Here is a 15,881-nt window from a genome sequence, read left to right as displayed (position 1 = left end):
CCATCTCCTCAACGGTTGGTCTGGATGGCCTGCCAGACGGTGTGCGGTGTCGCGGGCATCGCGATGTCCTTGATGCCGAGCGCATGGCAGATCGCGTTGATCACCGCCGGCGGCGAGCCGATGGCGCCTGCCTCGCCGCAACCCTTCACACCCAGCGGGTTGTGGGTGCAGGGCGTGCCCTTGGCTGTTTCGATGGTGAAGCTGGGCAGGTCGTCGGCGCGTGGCATCGCGTAGTCCATGTAGCTGCCGGTGAGCAGCTGGCCGCTTTCGCCGTCGTAGATGCCGTGCTCCAGGAGCGCCTGGCCCAGGCCTTGCGCGATGCCGCCCTGCACCTGGCCCTCGACGATCATCGGATTGACGATATTGCCGAAGTCGTCCACGGCGCTGAACCGGTCAACCCTCACGACGCCGGTCTGCGGATCCACCTCCACCTCGCACACATAGCTGCCCGCCGGGTAGGTGAAATTGGTCGGGTCGTAGAAGGCGTTCTCGTTGAGGCCGGGCTCCAGCTTGTCGAGCGGATAGTTGTGCGGCACATAGGCGGTGAGCGAGACAGAGGCGAAGGGCACGCTCTTGTCGGTGCCGGCGACCTTGAACACACCATTCTCGAACTCGATGTCGGTGTCGGCCGCCTCGAGCAGATGCGCGGCAATCTTCTTGCCCTTGGCAATCACCTTGTCCACCGCCTTGACGATGGCCGTGCCGCCGACCGAGAGCGAACGGCTGCCGTAGGTGCCCATGCCGAAGAGCACCTTGCCGGTGTCGCCATGCTCGATGCTCACGTCGTCGATGGGGATGCCCAACTTGTCGGCCACCACTTGCGCGAAGGTCGTCTCATGCCCCTGGCCATGCGAATGCGAGCCGGTGAAGATGGTGACCTTGCCGGTGGGATGAACGCGCACCTCGCCCGCCTCGAACAGGCCGGCCCGTGCGCCGAGCGCGCCGGCGATGTTGGACGGCGCCAAACCGCAGGCTTCGATGTAGGTCGAATAGCCCATGCCGCGCTTCAGTCCCTTGGCCTCGCTGGCGGCACGGCGCGCGCCGAAGCCGGCCACATCGGCGATCTCGATCACGCGCTTCAAGGTCGCGTCGTAGTCGCCGGTGTCGTAGGTCAGGCCGACCGGCGTGGCGTAGGGGAACTCGTGGATGAAATTTCGCCGACGCAATTCAGCCGGGTCGATCTTCATTTCATGCGCGGCTGTTTCAACGAGGCGCTCGACCACATAGGTGGCTTCAGGGCGGCCGGCGCCGCGATAGGCGTCGACCGGGGCGGTGTTGGTGAACACGCCGGTGACCTCGGCGTAGATCCTGGGCGTCGTGTACTGGCCGGCCAGGAGCGTCGCGTAGAGGATGGTCGGCACGCTCGACGCGAAGGTGGAGAGATAGGAGCCGAGATTGGCCGTCGTCGTCACCCGCATGGCCAGGAACTTGCCATTGGCGTCGAGCCCCAGTTCGGCCACCGTCGCATGATCGCGGCCGTGGGCGTCCGACAGGAAGCTCTCGCTGCGCTCGGCCGTCCACTTGATCGGACGCTTGATCTGCTTGCTGGCCCAGACCAGGGCAGTTTCCTCGGCGTAGAGAAAGATCTTGGAGCCGAAGCCGCCGCCGACATCGGGCGCCACCACGCGCATCTTGTGTTCCGGGATGCCCAGCACGAAGGCGCACATCAGGAGCCGCTCGACATGCGGGTTCTGGTTGGCCACATAGAGCGTGTAGCTGTCGTCGCTGGGGTTGTAGGCCGCGTTGGCCGCGCGCGGCTCGATGGCGTTCGGTATCAGCCGGTTGTTGCGGAACTCCAGCCGTGTCACATGGGTGGCGGCAGCCATGGCCGCATCGGTGGCGGCCTTGTCGCCGCAGCCCCAGGTGTAGCAGACGTTGTCGGGTGCTTCGTCATGCACCGTGCCCGGCACCAGCTTGGCGGCCGCGCAATCGACAACCGCCGGCAGCTCCTCGTAGTCGACCTCGACCAGCTGCGCCGCGGCCTTGGCCTGCGCATAGGTCTCGGCCACGATCAGCGCCACCGCGTCGCCGACGAAGCGCACCTTGCCGTCGGCCAGGATCGGATGCTTGGGCTCCTTCATCGGCGAGCCATCGAGGCTGTTGATCAGCCAGCCGCAAGGCAGGCCGCCCACGGCCTTGAAATGCTCGCCGCTGAAAACGCCGAGTACGCCGGGCGCGGCCTTGGCGGCGCTGGCGTCCAGGCTCTTGATGCGTGCATGGGCATAGGGGCTGCGCAGGAAGAAGCCGTAGCTCTGGCGCGGCAGCACGATGTCGTCGGTGTACTGGCCGCGGCCGGTGAGGAAGCGCGCGTCTTCGCGGCGGCGGACCGATTGGCCAATGAATCCTGCCGTTGTTGCAGTGGCGGGTGCATTCATGATCCGCTCCTCACTTCATGGATTGCGCAGCGGTCTGCACCGCGCGCACGATGTTCTGGTAGCCGGTGCAGCGGCAGAGGTTGCCCTCCAGGCCTGCGCGGATTTCGACCTCTGTCTTGCAGCTGTGGTGCTTCACCAGGTCCACGGCGCTCATCACCATGCCCGGCGTGCAGAAGCCGCATTGCAGACCATGGCATTCCTTGAAGGCGGCCTGCATAGGATGCAGCGTGCCGTCTTCTGCGGCCAGGCCTTCAATGGTGGTGATCTCGCTGCCATTGGCTTGCACCGCCAGCATGGCGCAGGCTTTCACCGCGCGGCCGTTCAGGTGGATGGTGCAGGCGCCGCACTGGCTGGTGTCGCAGCCGACGTGGGTGCCGGTCAGCGCGAGGTCCTCGCGGATGAACTGGACCAGCAACTGCTCCGGCGCGACCTCGCGCGTCAGCGTCTGCCCATTGATCTTGAGCGTGATCGGGATGCCCATGGTGTTGTCTCCGGTTTGCGATCCTGGCGAGCGGTGTGCCGGATCGTCTGAGGCCTATCGTCAGGCCGTAGCGGGCAGACGCGAAGCTGACGCAAACCCTCATGGATATTCATCCATGGCTGCGGCGGTACCTGGGTTGGCGCCTCGCCGGGCACGCTTTGCGCAGACCGGCCAGAATGCGCCGATGGACAACGTCGACCTGAATGTTCTGCGCCAGCTGGTGCATTGGCGCGCCGAGGGGCGCCGCGTGGTGCTCGGCACCATCGTGCGCACCTGGGGCTCGGCACCGCGGCCGGTGGGCTCCTGGGTGGCGGTGCGGGATGACGGCGCCATCGCCGGCTCGGTTTCGGGCGGCTGCATCGAGGACGACCTGATTGCGCGCATCCGCGCCGGTGCCTTGACGCTGAAGCTGCCGGAGCTGGTGCGTTACGGCGTCGGCGCCGAGGAAGCGACGCGTTTTGGCCTGCCCTGCGGCGGCACGCTGGAGCTGCTGCTGGAGCCGGTGACTGAGCATTCCGCATGCGAGGAGCTCCTGCGCCGGCTCGATGCCGGCCAGCGCGTGCGCCGGGAGCTGGACCTGGCCACCGGCGTGGTCAGCTTGTTCGACGAGCATGGCGCCGATGTCCTGCGCCTGAGCGACACGCAGCTGATCAGCAACCACGGCCCACGCTGGCGCCTCTTGATCATCGGCGCCGGCCAGTTGACGCAGTACCTGGCCGGCATGGCGCTGGCGCTGGACTACCAGGTGCTGGTCTGCGACCCGCGCGAGGAGTACGCGGAGGATTGGGCCGTCTCCGGCACGCGGCTGCTGCGCGGCATGCCGGACGATGTGGTGCAGGAGTTCCGGCCGGATGCGCACAGCGCCATCGTGGCCCTGACGCACGACCCCAAACTGGACGACCTGGCGTTGATGGAGGCCTTGAAGAGCCCGGCCTTCTATGTGGGCGCCATCGGCTCGCGGGTCAATCAGGCCAAGCGCCGGGCACGCCTGGCTGAGCATTTCGACCTGAGCGAGGCCGAGCTGGACCGGCTGCACGGCCCCATCGGCCTGGCCATAGGCGCGCGCACGCCGCCGGAGATCGCCGTCTCCATCCTGGCCCAGCTGACGGCCGAGCGCTACGGTGCGCAGGGCAGTGGCGCGGAGGCCGGCTGCGAGGTCTGACCTAGGGGGAGGGGGCGAGCACCACTGGCCGCCTGCAATCTTGCCTGCTATGGTCGTCCGCCATGAGCAGCGCATCGCGTGGTTCTGGGCTGACCCGTCGCCAATGGCTGCACGCCATGGGTCGGCGCAGCGGTGGTGCCGGCGTCTATGCAGCGATGTCCTTCCTGGGCCTGGCGGAAGCTTCGACGGCCACGCCCGCGTTCTCGCTCGGCGAGGCGCCCAAGGGCGCGACGGTGCTGGTGATAGGCGCCGGCGTGGCCGGCCTGGTCTCGGCACTGGAGCTGCAGCGCGCCGGCTACCAGGTTCAATTGCTCGAGTACAACGACAGGCCCGGCGGCCGCAGCTGGACGCTGCGTGGCGGCGACCGCTACACCGAGCTGGGCGGCGCCACCCAGCATTGCCAGTTCGACCAGGGCCAGTATCTGAACCCGGGGCCCTGGCGCCTGCCCTACCATCATCACGGCGTGTTGTCCTATTGCAAGCAGCTGGGCGTGGCGCTCGAGCCTTTCGTCCAGGTCAATCACAACGCCTATGTCCACAGCACGCGCTCCTTTGGCGGCCAGCCGCAGCGCTGGCGCAAGGTGCAGGCAGACTTTCAAGGCGACGTGGCCGAGCTGCTGGCCAAGGTGCTGCAGCAGCGCAAGCTGGACGAGCCGCTGACCGAGGACGACCGCGAGCGCCTGCTCGCCGCGCTGCGCAACACCGGTGGCCTGGACAACGAGATGCGCTACCGCGGCGGCTTCGCGGCCAGCAAGCGCCGCGGCACCGAGCCCGCGCAGGACGACGGCCTGCACATGGTCAAGGACCATGAGCAGCCGCGCAGCCTGCAGGAGATGCTGGACCCCGAGTTCTGGGCACGGATGAACGAGAGCCGTGACTTCGAATACCAGACGCCGCTGTTCCAGCCGGTGGGTGGCATGGACGCGATACCGCGTGCGCTGGCCAAGGCCGTGGGCCCCAAGATCCGCTACCGCGCCCGTGTCACCGAGATCAGCCAGGACGATCACGGCGTTGTCGCCCGCTATGAAGACCTGAACCGCCCGGGCCGGATGCTGACGGCGCGTGCCCAGTGGTGCGTCTGCACCTTGCCGCTGTCCATCCTCTCGCAGCTGGAAATCCGCGTCGGCGATGAGCTGCGCAATGCCATCCAGTCCGTGCCCTACTTTGCCGCCACCAAGGTGGGCCTGCAGTTCAAGCGCCGCTTCTGGGAAGAGGATGAAGCCATCTACGGCGGCATCAGCCTGACCGACCTGCCCATCATGCAGATCGGCTATCCGAACTACGGCTTCCAGGGCCGCAAGGGCGTGCTGCTGGGCGCTTACACCTTCGGCACCAATGCCTATGAATTTGCTGCGATGTCGCCAGCGCAGCGCATCCGCGAAACAGTGCGCCTGGGCACGCGGATCCACAAGCAATACCCGGCCGAGTTCGAGAACGGCATGGCCGTGGCCTGGCACCGCTCGCCGTTCACCCTGGGCTGCTTCGGCTGGTGGACCGAAGAGACCCGCGCGCGTCACTATCCGGCGATGCTGAAGATGGACGGCCGCATCATCCTGGCCGGCGAGCATGCCTCGCTCCTGACCGCCTGGCAGGAGGGCGCCGTGCTCTCGGCCCGGCATGCGATCACGCAATTGCACAAGAAGGCGGTGGGCGCATGAAGTCGAATCAAGGAGCCGGCCTGAGTCTCGCCCTGCTCCTGGCCCTGCTGATGGGGGCGCCTGTGCATGCCGCCGAGCCCGAGGCGACGCTCTCGCAAGGCTGGCAATTCCAGCAGCGCAGCGGTCCGGCGCTCTATGCCTCGATCTGTGCCGGCTGCCACATGGCCGAGGGCCAGGGCGCTCGCGGTGCCGGCAGCTATCCGGCGCTCAAAGGCAATGCCCGCCTGGCCTCGGCCCCTTACGTGCTGATGATGGTGATGCGCGGCAACAAGGGCATGCCCGGCTTTGCCTGGCAGCTCGACGACGAGCAGGTGCTCACCATTGCCAACCATGCGGTGCAGCGCTTCGGCCCGAAGGGCGCCGCGCTCCTGAGCGCCGCCGACGTTGCCGCCCTGCGATCCCAGATGCCCAGACAGGAGCCTTTCCCATGAATGTCTTGATGAAGCTGTGTTCGGTCAGCCTCTTGACGCTGATGACCGTGTTGGCCCAGGCGCAGAGCAGCGCCGAGGTGATCCGGCACAAGATCCCGAACTCTGATTTCCCGATTGCCGCGGCCATCGAGATTCCGCCCGGCAAGACCCTGGTACTGCTCAGTGGCGCGGTGCCGCCGGTAGCGGACGACAAGGCCGAGAAAGGCTCGCTGGCGGCTTATGGCGACACGCGCACCCAGACCGTGGGCACGCTCAAGGCCATCGAGCGCTCGCTCAAGGGCCTGGGGTTGACGATGGGCGATGTGGTGAAGATGCAGGTCTTCCTGGTCGGCGACCCGGGCAAGGCCGGCAAGATGGACTTCGACGGCTTCATGGCCGGCTACCGCGAGTTTTTCGGCACCGCCGCCCAGCCCAAGCTGCCCACGCGCTCAGTGATGCAGGTCGCCGGGCTGGTCGCGCCCGGCTGGCTGGTCGAGATCGAGGTGATGGCAATACGCTGACGCGCACGGGCATTGCCTTGACGGGCCGAGCGCCGGGCCGCTCCCAAGCCGTCCCCATGGGCGAGGGGCTTACCGCAATGTATATCCGCGGCCGTCCATGCAGGCATCGACGGCACGGTTGAACACGCTGGCATCGTTCATTGCTGACTGCTGGGTGCTGGCCCAGCGGTTGCATTCCCTACGGTCGAACTCGAGCTGTTCGGCGCTTTGGCCGTTGCGCGGGTAGATGACGGGTTCGCCACGCGACGGCGGCAGGGGCTGCAGAATGACTGGCGCTGGCGGCGGCAGCGGTGCCGGCGGCGGCACATAGACCACCTCGGGTTCGCGATCAGCCTTGCTGGCGATGGCGATCAGCGGCACCGCAATGGCCAGGCCCAGCAGGGCGCCGCCAAGGCCAATCCCGCGGTGGTGATGGTGGTGATGGCGCGGCGGCTCGTAGTGGCGCGGGCCGGCGGCCGCAAAACCATGGGCCAGGACCAGGGCCGAGACGATCAGGGTGCGGGGAAGCAGTTTCATTGCGGGCTCCGTGGGGCAATGGTCCGCCAACGCAGCCCACCTGCCGTTGGTGTACCGGCGGTAACAACTCCATGCATCTGGCGCGCCGGGTTCACCGGGGCGACCCTTGCTGAAGGGAAAGGAATTTCGGCTCTGCGATGATGCCTCTCCCACCCGGAGGCCATCGATGATCAAGCTGCACTACTACCCCAGCAACGCCAGTTTTGCCCCTCATGTCTTGCTGGAAGAACTGCAAATTCCCTACCAGCGCGTGCTGGTGGACCGCAATGTCGGCGCGCACAAGTCGCCAGAGTACCTGAAGCTCAATCCCAATGGCCTGATCCCGGTGCTGGAGGATGGTGAGCTGGTGCTGTATGAAACCGCCGCCATCCTGCTGCATCTGGCCGATACACATCCGGCTGCCAGGCTGGCGCCGCCGCTGGGCACACCTGAGCGGGCCGAGTTCTACAAATGGCTGGTCTGGCTGACCAACAGCCTGCAGCCGCTGCTGATCGGCTATTACTACCCGGAGCGCTGGGTGGAAGAAGGCAACTCGGCGGGCGTGGCCCAGGTGAAGGCCTCGGCCGAGCGCCGCATCGGCCCCATGCTGGATCAACTGGACGCGCAATTGGCCAGGAGCGGTGGCCCTTGGCTGCTGGGCACGCAATACAGCGCAGCCGATCCGCTTGCCTTCATGCTGTGCCGCTGGACCCGCAACTTCGCGCGGCCTGCGCGCAGTTTGCCCAACATCGGCGCCTACCTGCAGCGCATGCTGGCCAGGCCGGCTGTGGCCAAGGCGATTGAGACGGAACAGCTGCCGCAGCCCTGGGTTTGATCAGGGGGAGGTCAGGAACGACCGTCTCTTTTCTCGACCAACTCCCGGATCCTGGCGCATTCGGGGTGGGCCTGGAAATCCGCCTTCTTGCAGCTGCGCTCCAGGCAGTCCATGTAGATGAGGTTCACCGCGTCCGGCACAAAGCTGCTGCGGCGCTTGGCGCAGGCGGCTTTCGGGTCCTGTGGTGCGCTGGCGGCGGCCTCGGCCGGCCGGCTGGCCACCTGGGAGGCCGGCGCGGAAGCGCTGGTCCCGGCGCTGCCCGTGATCCCGGTATTCGCGGCGAGCACCGGCTGCTGGCTCAGGCTCGGGTCCTGGTGCGGCAGGCTCGGAATCGGCGCCGGCTTTTCCTTGACCGCTGTCTTGGTGGCGTTGTCCCGGCGAGCCGGCGCCGGTGCGCTGGCACGCGGCTCGACCGGCCGCAGGCCCGAGGCGCGCAGGGCTGGCGCGGAGGCGGCCGAAGCGGCGGCGACCGATGCCGTGCTCGGCGCGGAGGGCGTGGGCAGGGTGGCACTCGCCGCCAAGGCCACCGTCCGGACCGGCTCTGAAGCTGCCGCCAGCAGCGGCGCGGAGGCGGCGGCATCGGGAGCGACCGGACGAGGCTGCTCTCCCTTGTCGCGCCCCAGGACCAGCCAGCCCAGCACCAGGAGGAGCAGCAGGCCGACAACGGCGCCCATCATGCCTCGGCGGGTCGAGCCGCTGTCCATCAGCACGGCGGGTGGCGCCGGCCGCGGCGCAGGTTCAGGCTGTGGCGAGGGAGAGGGCAACGGTGATGGCGGCGGCGCAGGAGGCGGCGGTGCGGCAGGGGGCTCGGCGGGCGCAAGTTCCGCCAGCGAAGCTCCTGCCACGGTGGCCTCCACCGTCTCGTCAATGCTCGTCGGCTCCAGGCCGCCGCTGAGCAATTGGGTGCTCTCGTAGGCTCGCGCGCCACGCGGCGCAATGATGGTGCGTTCGGGGTCGAAATGAGCCCGCGATTCAGGCGGCTTGATTTCGCCCAGCAGTGCCGCGCGGAACTCGCGCATGGACTGGGGCCGGTCCTGAGGGCGCACGCCCAGCGACCAGTCGATGGCGGCCAGGAAATGCTGCGAGAAGCCAGCCACGCCGCGCTCGGCCAGCGGCACGAATTCGTCCGCCACGGTGCGCGTGGTGCTGGGCGGCGGCGTGTGGCCCATGACCAGGTAATGCAGCACGGCGCCGAGCGCATAGACGTCGGTCCAGGGCCCCTGGCGCAGCGAGGCGGCCTCGGCGTACTGCTCGATCGGCGCGTAGCTGGGCTTCAGGATGGCGGTGAAGGACTGCGTCTTGTCGCTGATCGCGCGGCGCGCGGCACCGAAGTCCAGCAGGATGGGGTCGGCCTCGTCGAGCGGCAGCAGCACGTTGTCGGGTGCGATGTCGCGGTGGTAGACCTGCTCGGCATGCAGGATGCTGAGGCCGTCCAGCAGCGGCACAAGCCGCCTCATGATCCAGGCCTCCGTGGGCGCCTCGGTCATCTGCTGGCGCGCCTGCTTCAGCGTGATGCCTTGCAGATAGGGCATGACCATATAGGCCGTGCCATTGGCTTCCCAGAAGCGGTAGACCTTCAGGAGCGAGCGGTGGTCGAAGCGGGCCAGCAGCCGCGCTTCATTGACGAAGCTTCGCCGGCCGAGGTCGAAGGTCTCGGACAGCGAGCCCGAACGCACCGACACATGCGAGCCTTCGCTGCGCTTGGCCAGTTGCCCGGGCATGTATTCCTTGATCGCCACCAGGCGCTCCAGTGCATGGTCCTGCGCCAGGTAGACGATGCCGAAGCCGCCCACGCCCAAGGTGCGCAGGATCTCCAGCTCACCAAAGCGGGTGCCGGCGGGAAGGGCGTTGAAATCGTCCTCGGCCGAATGGCCCGGTATCTGGCTGCGATCGTCTGAAGCGTCGGTCATGTAACTCCTGACGGGGCCCCAGGTTGATTCAGCCGAAATTCATGGCGAGCCGGCTCATGCCTTGCGCAGGGAGGCCAGGGCCTCGACGCGCTTGAGCAGCTCGCGGTCGTTCCAGGGCTTCTTGAAGATGCCGAACAGGCCCTGCACTTCATGCACCCGGGTCTGCAGCTCCTCGTGGCCGGTGATGGCGATGATGGGCAGGTCCTCGGTGGCCAGGCTGCCCCTGACGTCGGCGATCAGCTCGAAGCCGTCCTTGTTGGGCATTTCCAGGTCGGTGATCAGCACATCGACTTTCTGCCGGCCCAGCACTTCCAGCGCCTCGACGCCGTCCTTGGCCGAAGCGACCAGGTAGCCGGCTTCGTTGAACAGCTTCACGAGCTTGGTGCGCGCGACGGTGGAATCGTCCACCACCAGCACCGCGGCCGGCGAGCGGGTTTGCGGCACGACCGGCGCGGGTGCCGGCGCCATGGGTTCGACGCGCGGCGGGCGTTCCACCAGGGTGTCCTCGCCTTTGCGCAAGCTGATCAGGATGACCACGATGGCCAGCGGCACCGCGATCAGGAACGGCAGCAGGTAGTTGCCCAGTGCGTCCTGCAATTCTGCAAACATGCTTGCTTTCTCCTCAAGCCGGCCAGTGACGGGCGAATATTTCTGCGACGGCCGGATGCTGCTCCACCGTCAGCAGCAGTGCATGGAACTCGGGCCTTGCCTGCTGAAGATGGGGCCGGCTGCCCGACCATTTGGAAACGACGGTGGCCAGCAGCTCCAGCGCGCCGGGGCGGCCACCGGCCATGAAAGTGCTGCCGAACTGCTCGGCGAACAAGGACCAATGGCGATGCAGGCGCTCGCGCGAGCCGGCGCGGATGCGCTCGACATCGTCGTCATCGGCGCCCACGCACCAGCGGGCCGGGTAGTCGATGATGCTGATTGCGGCGTAGCAGTTGGCCGCCACGAACACCAGGCCGCGGATCGCCCGGGCACGCGCGGTCGGGTGCGCGGGCAGCAGGCCGGAGTCGGGATGGCGCAAGCCCAGCTCGATCAGGATGGCCGCGCTTTCGGTCAGCACCGTGCCGTCGTCCAGCACCAGCGTCGGAATCTGCTGCAGCGGATTGACCCGGGCCAGGGCCTCAAGACCTGGCCCTGGCTGCCATGACGAGGCCTCCACCTGCTCGAAGGGCAGGCCGGCCATCGTCAGCGCCGCCTCGATGGCGGCCGAGCCGGAGCCCTGGGTGCCAAAAAGGGTGAGATTGCTCATAGCCGCAGTGTTGCACGCTCCAGCGGGTATTTGTGCTTCGGGCAGGGTTCTCCCCGGAACATTGCCCTGTGTATCGCCCCCTGTTTCGGGCGCAGACGTCCCAACAGTCGCAGGCAGGCCACATCGGCGCCGCCGCTCAGGGCGTGGGCCAGGGTTGTTGCGGGCCGCGCAAGGCCTCGAAAGCAGCCGAAAGTTGCAGCACGCCGAGGTCGTCATGGCGCTTTCCGATGATCTGCAGGCCTATGGGCAGGCCGGCCTTTGTGCAGCCGCAATTGATGGACGCTGCCGGCTGTTCGCTGAAGTTGAAGGGCACGGTGAAGGCGATGTGTTCGAAGGGCCGGGCCGGGTCGTCCAGGGGGCTGGCCAGCTCGGCCTCAAAGGCCGGGACCGGCGCCACCGGTGAGATCACGAAGTCAAAGGCCTGGCAGGCGGCAATGGCCGAATCGCGGAACGCTGCCATCTGGCTGTAGCCCTGGAACAGCTCGGCTGCCGAGCAGTGCTCGCCGGCCGCCACCCACTGGCGGATGTAGGGCAGGACGCGGGCCCGCCGCTCGGGCGCGAGCGCCGAGATGTCCAGCCAGGAACGCATGCGCCAGAAGCGGTCGAGCCCGTCGATCATGGCCCGGGTCGAGAAGGGCGCAAGCGGCTCGACGATGGCGCCGGCCTGCTCGAGCAGGCGAGCCGCGGCTTCGATGGCACCCTGGACCTCCGGGTCGACCGGCAGGCCCCAGCCGGCGTCGGTCCACAAGCCGATCCTCAGACCCCGCAGGTCCAGCGGCGCACTCTGCCAGGCGATGTCCTGCGCCGGCAGGCTCATGCCGTCGCGCCAGTCGGGCCGGCTCAGCGGCCCCATCATCAGGGCGGCGTCGGCGACCGTGCGCGTCATCGGCCCGGCCACGCGGCCGGCGTAGGGCGGCTGGATGGGAATGCGGCCGAGGCTGGGCTTCAGGGTGAAGATGCCGCACCAGGAAGCTGGCAGGCGCAGGGAGCCGCCGATATCGGTGCCCACATGCAAGGGGCCATAGCCGGCCGCTGCCGCTGCCGCGGCGCCGGCACTGCTGCCGCCCGGGCCCTTGCTCAGGTCCCAGGGGTTGCGTGCCGCTGCGTGCAGGCTGGACAGGCCCGAGCTCAGCATGCCGTAGTCCGGCATCGTGGTCTTGCCCAGCAGCACGGCGCCGGCTTCTCGCAGGCGCGCTGCGGGTGGCGCGTCGGCCAGCGCCGGTGCGGCGTCGGCCAGTGCGGCCGTGCCCAGGGGCATGGCGCAGCCGGCGGTGGCAATGTTCTCTTTCAGCGTCAGCGGCACGCCGTCCAGCGCCAGCGCCTCGCCGCGCTGCCAGCGTTGCTCCGACGCGCGCGCCTGGGCCAGCGCCGCCTCGGGATCGAAGCGGTAGAAGGCATGCAGCCGGGGCTCCCAGCGTTCGATGTGGGCGATGGTCGCGCGCGCGACCTCCACCGGCGACAGGCTGCCGCGCCGATAGTGCTGCAGCAGCTCGCAGGCGCTCAGGTCATGCATGGCAGGTCAGCTCCAGCTCAGGGCGGCGATGTCGTTGGCGAAGATCGGCATGTCGGCCCACAGGCCCTTGAGCCCCTTCTTCGCCACGGTCAGCCATTGCGGCTGGTAGAGGTAGATGGCCGCTGCATCCTGGGCCAGCAATCGCTGCGCATCGCCCAGCATCTGCAGGCGCTCGGCCTCGCGCGGGCTTTCGCGCAGTTTCTCGAACAGCTTGTTGAACTCGGGGTTCTGGTAGCCCCAGTAGTAGCCCGTCTTGGCGTAGTTGCCGAGGTCCAGCGGCTCGACATGCGAGATCAGCGTCAGCTCGTAATTGCGCTGGCCATAGACCGAGGCCATCCACTGCGCCCATTCGATGTTCTCCAGCTTCAGGTTCACGCCCACCTGGGCCAGCTGCGCCTTGACCAGCTCGCCGCCCTGGCGGGCATAGGGCACCGGTGGCAGCTTCAGTGTGAGATTCAGGGCGCCAACGCCCGCCTCCTTCAGCAGGGCGCGGGCGCGCGGCGGGTCGAAGGGGTTGATGGCCGTGGTGTCCACGTAGCCTGGTGCGCCGGGCACATAGTGGCTGCCGATGGGCACGCCAAAGCCGTCGGCAGCCGCGGCGATCACGGCCTTGCGATCGATGGCAGCGGCCAGGGCGCGCCGCACGCGCACATCGCCCAGGGGCTTGCGCTGATGGTTGATGGCGATCAGGGTCTTGGCTCGCGAGCCGCTGACGATGACCTGGAAGCGCGCATCGCTCCTGAACTGCGCCAGGCTGCGCGCCACCGCCACGCGCGGGAAGGTGTCGATATCGCCGGCCAGCAGCGAGGCCACCTGTGCTGCCGGCTCACTGATGAAGCGGAACTGCACCCGCTTGATCGCCGCTGGCGAGCGGTACTGCGGCCATGCCTTCAGCGTCAGCGAGGCACCGCGCGACCAGGCTTCGAACTGGTACGGCCCGGTGCCCACGGGCATCTGGGCATTGCCCTGGGCACTGCGCGGCTCGACGATGCAGGCGCTGGCCTGGCCGAGCAGGAAGGGCAGGTCGGGCTCGGGGCTCTTCAGCGTGATCTGCAGCGTCGCCTCATCGGCTGCCACGACGCTGGCAAAGCCGGCGAACAGGCGCTTGTCCTTGTTGGTGCTGGCCTCGCTGGCGGCGCGCTCGAACGAGAACTTCACGGCGGCCGCATTGAAGGCCTCGCCGTTGTGGAACCTGAGCCCCCGCTTGAGCTTGAAGCGGTAGGTCTTCTGGTCGGCCGAGATCTCCCAGCTGTCGGCCAGCAGCGGCCGCGCCTGGCCGTCAGGGCCGATCTTGGTCAGCGTCTCCAGCACGTTGTAGAGCACCACCTCGGCAATCGCCGAGGCCGCGCCCACGGTCGGGTCCAGGCCGGGCGGCTCCAGGGTCATGCCGACCACGAGGGTGTCACGCGGGCGCTGCGCCCACAGCGGCAGCGGCGCGGCAAGGCCCAGGGCAAGAGCGGCACGTCGGTTCAAGAAAGGCATGCGCAAGGATAAGCGCAACACATGACCCTGGTCTCCTCAGAGTGCCTGGAGCAGGTCCTCGGTGCGGCCCTGGCGGGTGATGCGGCCGGCTTCCAGCACCATCAGGCGCTCGCACAGTTGCGCCACCACCGCCAGGTCATGGCTGATCAGCAGGAGGCCCATGCCGAAGCGCTGGCGCAGGTCCTGCAGGAGGTTCAGGACCTGGGCCTGGACCGACATGTCCAGCGCGCTGACGGGCTCGTCCGCAATGATCAGCCGGGGCCTGGTTACCAGAGCACGGGCAATCGCGATGCGCTGGCGCTGGCCGCCGGAGAACTGATGCGGGTAGCGGCCGAGGTCCGCCGCTGACAGGCCGACGGCCTCCAGCGTTTCCAGCACGCGCTCGCGGCGCATCGCCCGGGGCATGCGCTCGAGCATTTCCAGCGGCTCGCCGACGCTGCGCTCCACCGTCATGCGCGGGTCCAGCGCACCGGCCGGGTCCTGGAACACGATGGCGATGTCGCGCCGCGCATTGCGCAGATCGCGCGGGTTCAAGGCATGCAGCTCGCGGCCCAGCAGCTCCACCCGGCCGGCGTCCGGCCGCTCCAGCGCCATCAGCAGGCGCGCCAGCGTGCTCTTGCCCGAGCCGGACGCGCCGACCAGGCCCAAGGCGCCGCCGCTTTCAAGCTCGAACGAAACGCCGTCCAGCGCCTGCAGCCGGCCTGGCGCGGTGAACAGCGATTGGCGCGGCAGCGGGTAGTGCTTGCCGAGACCTTCGACCTTGAGCAGCGGCGGCGGCCTGTCGTTCATGACGCTCATGCCTGCAGCCTCCAGCAGTCGGCGCTGCCATGGGCGCCCACGAGCGCCCGCGGCGGCGCTTCATCGATGCAGCGCTGGTCGCCCAAGGCGCAGCGACCGGCGAAGGGGCAGCCCCTGGGCCATTGGCCCGCGGCCGGCACCTGGCCGGGAATCGCCGGCAAGACCTGGCCCCGCGTGGCAAGGCCGGGGCGCGCGGCCAGCAAGGCCTGCGTGTAGGGATGGGCCGGTGCGCTGAGGAGTTCGCTGGCCAGGCCCTGTTCCATGATGCGCCCGCCATACATGACCAGCAGCCGATCGGCGCGGCGCGCCACCAGGCCCAGGTCGTGGGAGATCAGGAGCAGCGCCAGGCCCTGCTCCCGGCCCAGTTCGGCCAACAGGTCCAGCACCTGGCGCTGTGAGGCCGGGTCCAGCGCCGAGGTCGGCTCGTCGGCAATCAGGAGCGAGGGCCCGCAGGCCAGCGCCTGGGCAATCAGCACCCGCTGGCGCTGGCCGCCCGATAGCTCATGCGGCCAGGCCCGCCAGCGCGACTCGGGCAGGCCCACGCGAGCCAGTACTTCGCGGGCGCGCTGCTCGGCGCCGTCAGTCAGGCCATGCATGCGCAGCGGCAGCATCACCTGATGCAGGACGCGCTGCAGCGGGTTCAGGGCACTGAGCGGCTCCTGCGGCACCAGCGCGATGCGGCGGCCGCGCTGCTTGCACAGTGCCGCCTCGTTCAGCTTGAGCAGATCCTCGCCGGCCAGCAGCAGGCGGCCGCGGGCGCGCGCAGCCTCGGGCAGCAAGCCCATCAGGGCCAGCGCTGTCATGCTCTTGCCGCTGCCCGATTCGCCGATCAGGGCCAGCGTCTCGCCGGCGCGCAATTCGAAATCGAGGCCGCGCACGGCGGCCCGGCCATTGCCGAGGCTGACCCGCAGGTCTTCAACGAGCAGCAAGGGCAGGCTCATTGCAGCCCCTCGCCCGGCGGGTGCACCGGTCGATCCCCCAAGGGG

Annotated in this window: 15 protein-coding genes; 5 read left to right on the top strand and 10 right to left on the bottom strand. The window is 68.4% G+C overall.

Features of this window, described 5'->3' with window-relative positions; all coding sequences use genetic code 11:
• Window positions 1-8 precede the first annotated feature (8 nt).
• Window positions 9-2,375: a xanthine dehydrogenase family protein molybdopterin-binding subunit gene (locus V3596_RS10340; RefSeq protein ID WP_334277640.1), complete on the bottom strand. Its 2,367-nt coding sequence runs from the start codon at window positions 2,373-2,375 to the stop codon at window positions 9-11.
• Window positions 2,376-2,385: 10 nt separating this feature from the next.
• Window positions 2,386-2,856, bottom strand: a complete 471-nt coding sequence (locus tag V3596_RS10335; RefSeq protein ID WP_334277639.1) for a (2Fe-2S)-binding protein — start codon at window positions 2,854-2,856, stop codon at window positions 2,386-2,388.
• A 184-nt stretch (window positions 2,857-3,040) separates the two neighbouring features.
• On the opposite strand from V3596_RS10335, the gene V3596_RS10330 reads away from it, so the two are divergent.
• From V3596_RS10330 to V3596_RS10315, 4 genes are all read left to right on the top strand, one after another.
• On the top strand, window positions 3,041-4,018 hold the full coding sequence (locus V3596_RS10330; RefSeq protein ID WP_334277638.1) for an XdhC family protein: 978 nt from the start codon (window positions 3,041-3,043) through the stop codon (window positions 4,016-4,018).
• A gap of 62 nt (window positions 4,019-4,080) precedes the next feature.
• On the top strand, window positions 4,081-5,676 hold the full coding sequence (locus V3596_RS10325; RefSeq protein ID WP_334277637.1) for a flavin monoamine oxidase family protein: 1,596 nt from the start codon (window positions 4,081-4,083) through the stop codon (window positions 5,674-5,676).
• Window positions 5,673-6,107 carry a c-type cytochrome gene (locus tag V3596_RS10320; RefSeq protein ID WP_334277636.1) on the top strand — a complete coding sequence of 145 codons (435 nt, stop codon included), beginning with the start codon at window positions 5,673-5,675 and terminating at the stop codon, window positions 6,105-6,107. Before V3596_RS10325 ends, V3596_RS10320 begins: the two co-directional genes overlap by 4 nt.
• The gene (locus V3596_RS10315; protein ID WP_334277635.1) at window positions 6,104-6,607 is read left to right on the top strand and encodes a RidA family protein; all 504 of its coding nucleotides are present in this window, start codon (window positions 6,104-6,106) and stop codon (window positions 6,605-6,607) included. The genes V3596_RS10320 and V3596_RS10315 overlap by 4 nt, the downstream gene beginning before the upstream one ends.
• A gap of 69 nt (window positions 6,608-6,676) precedes the next feature.
• Here the strand turns inward: V3596_RS10315 and V3596_RS10310 are convergent, their stop codons facing one another.
• Complete coding sequence (locus V3596_RS10310) at window positions 6,677-7,123, bottom strand: hypothetical protein (protein WP_334277634.1); 447 nt, start codon at window positions 7,121-7,123, stop codon at window positions 6,677-6,679.
• A gap of 166 nt (window positions 7,124-7,289) precedes the next feature.
• Between V3596_RS10310 and V3596_RS10305 the strand changes: the two genes are divergently transcribed.
• On the top strand, window positions 7,290-7,937 hold the full coding sequence (locus tag V3596_RS10305; RefSeq protein WP_334277633.1) for a glutathione S-transferase family protein: 648 nt from the start codon (window positions 7,290-7,292) through the stop codon (window positions 7,935-7,937).
• Window positions 7,938-7,948: 11 nt separating this feature from the next.
• On the opposite strand, the gene V3596_RS10300 is transcribed toward V3596_RS10305, so the two are convergent.
• The 7 genes from V3596_RS10300 to V3596_RS10270 form a co-directional block, all read right to left on the bottom strand.
• Window positions 7,949-9,847: a serine/threonine protein kinase gene (locus tag V3596_RS10300; protein WP_334277632.1), complete on the bottom strand. Its 1,899-nt coding sequence runs from the start codon at window positions 9,845-9,847 to the stop codon at window positions 7,949-7,951.
• A gap of 54 nt (window positions 9,848-9,901) precedes the next feature.
• Window positions 9,902-10,456 (bottom strand): response regulator, encoded by a 555-nt coding sequence (locus tag V3596_RS10295; RefSeq protein ID WP_334277631.1) that lies wholly within the window; start codon window positions 10,454-10,456, stop codon window positions 9,902-9,904.
• Window positions 10,457-10,469: 13 nt separating this feature from the next.
• Window positions 10,470-11,102, bottom strand: a complete 633-nt coding sequence (locus V3596_RS10290; protein WP_334277630.1) for a glutathione S-transferase family protein — start codon at window positions 11,100-11,102, stop codon at window positions 10,470-10,472.
• A gap of 136 nt (window positions 11,103-11,238) precedes the next feature.
• Window positions 11,239-12,615 (bottom strand): amidase, encoded by a 1,377-nt coding sequence (locus V3596_RS10285; RefSeq protein ID WP_334277629.1) that lies wholly within the window; start codon window positions 12,613-12,615, stop codon window positions 11,239-11,241.
• Window positions 12,616-12,621: 6 nt separating this feature from the next.
• Window positions 12,622-14,097: an ABC transporter substrate-binding protein gene (locus V3596_RS10280; protein ID WP_334277628.1), complete on the bottom strand. Its 1,476-nt coding sequence runs from the start codon at window positions 14,095-14,097 to the stop codon at window positions 12,622-12,624.
• A 36-nt stretch (window positions 14,098-14,133) separates the two neighbouring features.
• Window positions 14,134-14,895, bottom strand: coding sequence for a dipeptide/oligopeptide/nickel ABC transporter ATP-binding protein (locus V3596_RS10275; RefSeq protein WP_334277627.1), 762 nt, complete (start codon window positions 14,893-14,895; stop codon window positions 14,134-14,136).
• The gene (locus V3596_RS10270; protein WP_334277626.1) at window positions 14,892-15,836 is read right to left on the bottom strand and encodes an ABC transporter ATP-binding protein; all 945 of its coding nucleotides are present in this window, start codon (window positions 15,834-15,836) and stop codon (window positions 14,892-14,894) included. Before V3596_RS10270 ends, V3596_RS10275 begins: the two co-directional genes overlap by 4 nt.
• Between the last annotated feature and the right edge of the window lie 45 nt (window positions 15,837-15,881).

It is taken from the genome of Roseateles microcysteis (assembly GCF_036880965.1).
Classification (GTDB): domain Bacteria; phylum Pseudomonadota; class Gammaproteobacteria; order Burkholderiales; family Burkholderiaceae_C; genus JAUASW01.
Note: the sequence above shows the minus strand (reverse complement) of the source record. Positions and strands in the feature narration are given on the sequence as shown.